The sequence below is a fragment of the Paraburkholderia sp. genome (assembly GCF_035501035.1).
In the GTDB taxonomy this organism is placed as follows: domain Bacteria; phylum Pseudomonadota; class Gammaproteobacteria; order Burkholderiales; family Burkholderiaceae; genus Paraburkholderia.
The window spans coordinates 1-6,411 of record NZ_DATJWR010000470.1; the positions used below are offsets into that span (position 1 = coordinate 1).

Annotated in this window: 8 protein-coding genes and 1 pseudogene; 2 read left to right on the forward strand and 7 right to left on the reverse strand. The window is 67.7% G+C overall.

Annotated elements, in window-relative coordinates; all coding sequences use genetic code 11:
- Positions 1-523, reverse strand: a 523-nt coding sequence (locus tag VMJ11_RS32615) for a helix-turn-helix transcriptional regulator (protein WP_325625190.1), incomplete at its 3' end; no start/stop codon positions are given.
- Between the two features lie 168 nt (positions 524-691).
- Between VMJ11_RS32615 and VMJ11_RS32620 the strand changes: the two genes are divergently transcribed.
- Together VMJ11_RS32620 and VMJ11_RS32625 are read left to right on the forward strand one after the other, a co-directional pair.
- Positions 692-2,101, forward strand: coding sequence for an MFS transporter (locus tag VMJ11_RS32620; RefSeq protein ID WP_325625191.1), 1,410 nt, complete (start codon positions 692-694; stop codon positions 2,099-2,101).
- 108 nt (positions 2,102-2,209) lie between these two features.
- Positions 2,210-2,614 (forward strand): DUF302 domain-containing protein, encoded by a 405-nt coding sequence (locus VMJ11_RS32625; RefSeq protein ID WP_325625192.1) that lies wholly within the window; start codon positions 2,210-2,212, stop codon positions 2,612-2,614.
- 167 nt (positions 2,615-2,781) lie between these two features.
- Here VMJ11_RS32625 and VMJ11_RS32630 read toward each other — a convergent pair whose 3' ends face one another.
- The 6 genes and pseudogenes from VMJ11_RS32630 to VMJ11_RS32655 all read right to left on the reverse strand — a co-directional run.
- Positions 2,782-3,039, reverse strand: a complete 258-nt coding sequence (locus tag VMJ11_RS32630; protein ID WP_325625194.1) for a hypothetical protein — start codon at positions 3,037-3,039, stop codon at positions 2,782-2,784.
- A 324-nt stretch (positions 3,040-3,363) separates the two neighbouring features.
- On the reverse strand, positions 3,364-4,323 hold the full coding sequence (locus tag VMJ11_RS32635) for an alpha/beta hydrolase (protein ID WP_325625195.1): 960 nt from the start codon (positions 4,321-4,323) through the stop codon (positions 3,364-3,366).
- A gap of 138 nt (positions 4,324-4,461) precedes the next feature.
- Complete coding sequence (locus VMJ11_RS32640) at positions 4,462-4,800, reverse strand: cupin domain-containing protein (RefSeq protein WP_325625196.1); 339 nt, start codon at positions 4,798-4,800, stop codon at positions 4,462-4,464.
- Between the two features lie 88 nt (positions 4,801-4,888).
- Entirely contained in the window at positions 4,889-5,320 is a 432-nt protein-coding gene (locus VMJ11_RS32645) for an OsmC family protein (protein WP_325625197.1), read from the reverse strand.
- Positions 5,321-5,389: 69 nt separating this feature from the next.
- Positions 5,390-6,178, reverse strand: coding sequence for a c-type cytochrome (locus VMJ11_RS32650; protein WP_325625199.1), 789 nt, complete (start codon positions 6,176-6,178; stop codon positions 5,390-5,392).
- Positions 6,175-6,411: pseudogene (locus VMJ11_RS32655) on the reverse strand (cytochrome C oxidase subunit I); the annotation flags it as partial. The gene VMJ11_RS32650 and the pseudogene VMJ11_RS32655, both read right to left, overlap by 4 nt.

The following is a 6,411-nucleotide window of genomic DNA, read 5'->3' on the forward strand; positions in this document are numbered from 1 at the left end:
GCGCAACGCCGTGGCGGCCGGGCTTCAGCGCGGTGACATCGAGCCCGAGTTCACCGAACCATGCGGCGCCCGCGGGGGTCACCGCGAAGCGCTTGTCGGCTTCGGCGGTGATGAGCCCCGCTTCCGTCAAGCGCCCCGTGATCGCCACACCCACCTGGCCCGCGAGATGGTCGTAGCAGCAGCGCGCGAAGCGCAGCTTCTGCGCCTCGCGGCCAGGCGGCTTGTGGCGCACCGGGGCGCGCGTGCCGATCGCCGCGAGGTTTTCGAGCAGGGTGGCCACCTGGGCGTCCGCGAGCCGGTAGTAGCGGTGCCGGCCTTCCTTTTCGACGGCGAGCAGGCCGCCGTCCAGCAGCTTCGCCAGATGGCTGCTCGCGGTTTGCGCCGTCACGCCGGCCGCGTAGGCCAACTCGCCCGCGGGCAGCGCGCGGCCGTCCCCGAGCGCCATCAGCATGGCGGCGCGCGCGGGGTCGGCGATCAGGAAGGCCGTGGCGGACACTCTCGGCTGGACGTTCGTGCCATTCATGCGTTTCTCCGGAATTTGCAGCTAGCGTAGCCCGCGAGCATGGTTGCATGTTTCGATACGCATCGAAGCATTGTGCCTGCGCGCCGTTCGATACTGGGCTCGTGTGGCCGGCCATTCAGCGCGATCAGCGTGATTCGCGTGTTGTGCGCCGGCGTAGCAGGAGAGTCCATGCAGACGCACAGTCGCGAACAGCAACGCCGGGTGCTCTGGGCAACGAGCATCAGCTATGTCGTGGTGATCCTCGACACCTCCATCGTCAATGTCGCGCTCGAGCGTATCGGCGCGAGCCTCGCGGGTGGCGTGGCCGGCCTGCAGTGGGTCGTGAACGCCTACACGCTCACGTTCGCGAGCCTGCTGCTTTCGGGCGGCACGCTCGGCGACCGGCTCGGCGCGCGCAACGTCTACATGGCCGGGCTCGCGGCCTTCACGGTGGCTTCGGCATTGTGCGGCGCGGCACCCAGCCTCGCGCTGCTCACCGCAGGGCGAGTGCTGCAGGGCATTAGCGCCGCGTTGCTCGTACCCGCTTCGATGGCGCTCATCAACGGCGCGTGCGCCAACGCACGCGAGCGGGCCGCGGCGTTCGGCGTGTGGGCGGGGCTGGGCGGCGTCGCAATGGCCGCGGGACCTTTGCTAGGCGGCGTACTGATCGGCTTGACCGGCTGGCGCAGCATCTTTTTGCTCAACGTGCCGGTGTGCCTTGCGGGCATCGTCATGGCCGCTCGCGTGGCGCCGCAGCCGCAGGCAGGCGAGCCGCGCCGGCTCGATATCGCGGGACAGCTGGCGGGTATCGCGGCGCTCGCGCTGCTCAATGCCGCCATCATCGAGGCGCCTTCGCGCGGCTGGCTGGCGCCGCTCGTCGTGACGGGTCTCGTGGCCGCGCTCGCAGCAGCACTCGCCTTCATCGCGCTAGAAAAACGCCGCGCCCAGCCGATGCTGCCACTCGGCTTCTTCCGCCAGCCCGTGTTCAGCGCGGCCGCGCTCGTTTCGATGATTTCGGCGTTCACGTTCTATGGCCTGCTGTTCGACCTCAGCCTGTATTTCCAGCAGGAGCGCGGCTATGCGCCGTTGCACGCGGGCCTCGCGTTCCTGCCACTCACGGTCATGGTGCCGCTCGGCAGCCTGCTTTCGCGGCGCGCAGCGGCCTGGCTCGGCCCGCGCGCGCTCGTCGCACTCGCGTTCGTGCTCGCAACTGCGGGCTATCTCGGCGCGGCGGCGGCGTGTGGTCCCGACGCGCGCTTCGGCGTGCTGGCGTTGCCGCTGCCCGCCATCGGTTTCGCCGCGAGCCTCGCCATGCCCGCCGCCACGGCGGCGCTCATGGCGACGGTCGAGTCGGGGCGCTCCGGTATCGCGGCCGGCGTGCTCAACGCGGCCCGGCAGACCGGCGCGGCGCTCGGCGTCGCCTTTGCGGGCGCCTGGATCGGCGGACGCGTTTCGATCGGCGCTGGCATGCGCGCGAATCTGCTCGTCGCCACCGCGCTCTCGGCGCTCGCCGCATGGGTCTGGTGGCGCGCGTGGCCGCGGCACGCAGCGCTGCCGCAAGCCGCAGATAAGGCCGGCGCGGCGAAGTCGCGCGCCTGAATCCGGGACGCGATCAACCTGGCTCGCCCGCCACGTATTCTGGGATAAAGTGCCGTTGCATGCGTCGCGCATCTCGCGCGGGCGCCTCGCCGTCGAAGGAGGTTCCTCATGGCCGAATACGGGCAGCATCCCTCATCCGTGCTCATGCTCAAGAGCGCGCACGATTTCGATACCACGATCGCGCGCCTGAAGACCGCGCTGGCGACGGCAGGCGCAGAGGTCTTCGCCGACCTGGACCAGCGCGCGGCGGCTGAGGGCGTCGGGCTCAGCCTGCGGCGCACGCGCCTCATCCTGTTCGGCAGTCCGAAGGCGGGCACGCCCGTCATGGCGGCCAATCCGCATGCGGCGGTGGAACTGCCGCTGCGCATGGTGATCTGGGAAGACGACGAGGGGCACACGCGGCTCGACTACCGCGATGTTTCGCAGACGCTCGGGCCGCTCTACGGCATCGCCCCCGAGGTGCTAGCGCCGTTGCAGCGTGTCGTGGGGCTGCTGCAGGCCACCGTGCAATAGCGGGCGCGGTTGGCAGGGGCGGGCAGACCGCCCCTGTCTATCGGCTTGTGCCGTACTGGCCGCAGTGCACCGACCGCGACTCAATGAACGAATTCCAGCGTGAGCAATTCAGCGCCTGAAATATCAGTGCCCGAAACTCAACGCCTGAAATAATCAGAGTCCGAAACTCACTGCCCGAAAAAGACGTCGCAGTCCGGCCGCGGCCAGCACATCTTGCCCGTGCGATGGCCCGAAGCGCTGCGCGTATCCGGCGCGCCGCCATACGACATGTCGGTGCCGGCCTGGGCCGAAGCATCGGCGTCGTTGGTCATCATCTGGTGTGCGCGCTCCTGCGAGACAGGCTCGTCCTTCGCGCGCGCCGTGCCCGGCGCGGCAATGGCCACGACCGTGACGCATGCGGCGATCAATGCCAAGCGGGTTTTCATTTCAACCTCCTTTCTCGAGTTCGTGAGTGCGCCCTGCCGCAGTGGCTCATGCGGCAGGGCGCGCGCGAGCGAGGCACATGGCCTCGCCCGCACACTCAACTGGAAAGTCGGGATGCCGGCGCGCAACGCACGGCTGCCGAACGTGTTAGCTCACTGCTCCACGTGGGAAGCGCGCCCACGCATTCGGGGGCGGCACAGCGCGGCGCGACGCAAGAAGATGGGGCGAGCGGGCGCGCAGAGAACATCCGCGCTGTACTTTCAGTTATAGCTCGCGCCGCCGGGAGTGCAATGGGGCGCCACCCGCGCTGTCTGAGGGGGGCTTTCTCAACGCGCCGGCGCGCCATCGACGAACTGCTCGATCGCGGCCATCGTCGGGCCCGGCGCCTCTTCCATGAGCCAGTGACCCGCGCCCTGGATCACGACGCCGTGCACGTTCGTATCGACGAGCCGCGCCTGGTCGATGAGGAACGTGCCGGACGCCTTTTCGCCGGTCAGCACGAGCATCGGCATCGTGAGCGGCGTTTTCGCGAATGCGGCGAAATCGGCTGCGTCCTGTGGGAACGCGTGGAAGTATTCGAAGCCGGCCTTCATGCGCCCAGGGCGCGCATACGCGGCGGCATATCGCTCGCGGTCCGCTTCGGGAACCGAGTGCAACGGGTCCGCGGCGAAGTCGTTCCAGAAGTGCTCGAAGTAGATGCGCTCGCGGCCGTCGACTAGCGCGAGCGGCGTTGGCCCGTAGAAGTTGAAGTGCCACTTGTCGCGCAGCAGCCAGACCTTCTGCCAGTCGCCCACGCCGGGCAGGAAGGCGTCCATCAGCGTGATGCTCTCGACTTCGTCGGGATATTGGGCCGCGTACGCATACGCCACCATCAGCCCGATGTCATGGCCCACGAGCTTGACCTTGCGATAGCCGAGCGCCTGCACCATCGCATGGATGTCCTGCGCCAGGGTCTTCTTGTCGTAGCCGCTGGCCGGAATTGCCGAATCGCCCGCACCGGGCAGGTCCGGTGCGATCACCACGTGCTGCGTGCCCAGTTGCGCCATGAGCGGTTGCCACATATGGCTGGTCTCGGCATAGCCGTGCAGTAGCAGGACCGGGGTAGCGTCGCTCTGCTGGCTGCCCGCCTGCAGATAATGCAGGCGCAGGCCATTTGCCTCGATGTCGTGCCGGGTGATCACAACGGGTTGCGTGGCGGCGTTTGCCGTCGCGGGCAGGGCCGGCGCGAGCGCGGCGGCGCAGAAGAGGGCGGCACCAAGCCGCTTGAGCATGTGCAAGGGTTTCATCGCGGAACTCCGTGGATTGTCCGAACGCGGATGCGTTGAAACCCATGATCGTTCCGCGAGCGCGGTTTGCCGTGCCAGGGGCGCGATGCAGACGTTCGAAACCTTCGAACGAGTTTGCGGTGCGCAGGCGGCTCGCGGCTACTGGGCCCCGTGGGCCAGATGGATCGTGACGATCACGGAGGCGTCGTCGAGCGCCTCCAGCGCATGCGTCTGGCCGCCGCCTAGCAGCAGCATGTCGCCCGCATGCATGGTGCGCGGGTCGCCGTTCACGAAGAAGCGGATCACACCCTCGACGCATTGCACCGTGATTTCGCCGGGCACGCTGTGTTCCGGCACGCGTTTGCCTGCCGGCAGCACGAGCCGCATCACTTCGAGTTGCTGCGCGCGGATCAAGGTGGTCGATTTCGCGTTCTTGAGCGCGCCGCCTAGCGGCCGCACGTCGAACACGTCGCCCGGCGCGGCGTGGGGGATGGCCATGACAGTCTCTCTTCGATGAAGCCGGCAAGGCGCGCGTGGCGCGCGCGAGCCGGCAAGAGGCGTGCGCCCCCGGTGTGCCCTCGTGCGCTCAGGCGACGAGTTTTGCGTTCAGCGTGATCTTCGCGTTGTTGGCGAAGAGCTTCGAAACCGGGCAGTTCTCCTTGGCGCCCTTCGAAAGCTCGTCGAATTTCGCCTGATCGATGCCTGGAATCTTCGCGCTCATGTCGAGTTGGCATGCCGTGATGGCGAAGCCTTCGCCCACCTTGTCGAGCGTGACGGTCGCTTTCGTTTCGATACTCTCGGCGGTGAAGCCCGCCTGGGTGAGAAAGAGCGAGAACGCCATCGTGAAGCAGCCCGCGTGCGCCGCGCCGATCAGCTCCTCGGGGTTGGTGCCGGGGCCGCCTTCGAAGCGGGAAGCAAAGCCATAGGGCGCTTCCTTTAGGACGCCGGTTTGCGTCGAGATCGTGCCCTGTCCGTCCTTGATTGAGCCGTGCCATTTTGCCGATGCCGTCTTTTGCATGATGTCTCTCTGGAATGTTGAAAAGGGAACGTGCAGGGCGCGCAATCGGCATGCCCCGCCTCACCGTGGTCACTGTGGCGACTGGCCCGCATACCACGCGGCGGCCGCGTCGATTTCCTCGGGCGTCATGTTGCGCGCGATGTTGCGCATCTGCTCGGAAATGTCGTTGTGGCGCGTGCCTTTCGCGAAATCGAGCAACTGGGCCTTCGTGTAGGGCGCCGGCAGGCCGTCGAGCCACGGGCTGCCCACCTTGCTGTCCACGCCGCCGTGGCAGGACGCGCAGGCCGGAATGTTGCGCAGCGGCGCGCCGTGCGCCACGATGTCGGGCGCCTCGCCGTGCAGGTGCGCGACCGCCGGCAGCGAGGCGTAATACGCGGCGAGGTCGCGCATGTCCTGATCGGAGAGATCGTGCGCCATGGGCGACATCACCGCGTTCTGCCGGGCGCCCGTCTGGAAGTCGTGCAGCTCCTTGTAGATCACGATGGCGTACTGGCCCGCGAGATTCGGCGAATTGGCCATGCTCATGCCGCGCGGGCCGTGACACATCGTGCAGCGCAACGAGAGCGTCGCGCCGCGGCCGATCGAGAGGCTCGTCGCGCCGTCGAGCATGTGCGGCGTGAGTTCGACCGTGCTGACCTGCCAGGTTGGCGCGACGGCCGATTCGACCGGGTGCCACAGGCGCGGCACGCCGGCCGCGCTGCAGATCGCATTCCAGATGCCCTGGAACTGCGGGTCGCTCTTCGCGGAAGGCAGCCAGACGAAGCCGATCAGCACGGAGAGGAAGAACACGACGATCGCCGCGCCCACGCCCGCGCGAAACCACCCATTGCGTAACGAGAACAGGCGTTCGTCGCTCATCGCTGCGCTCCAATCGGGATCGCGGGTACGGCCGTTTCGGGCGTCGCGAGCAATTGCGCGATCGGGTAGCCGTAATTGGTGATCGTGAGGGCGATCATCAGCACGACCCACAGCGCAAAGCTATTGAGCGCCACCGGCAGCGTGGGCGACTCGTGCACCGGCTGGCTGAACCGGTATTCCTCTGGCTTGACCTCCGCACCGCGATGGCCCTGTAGCAGCACGGTGAAGAACAG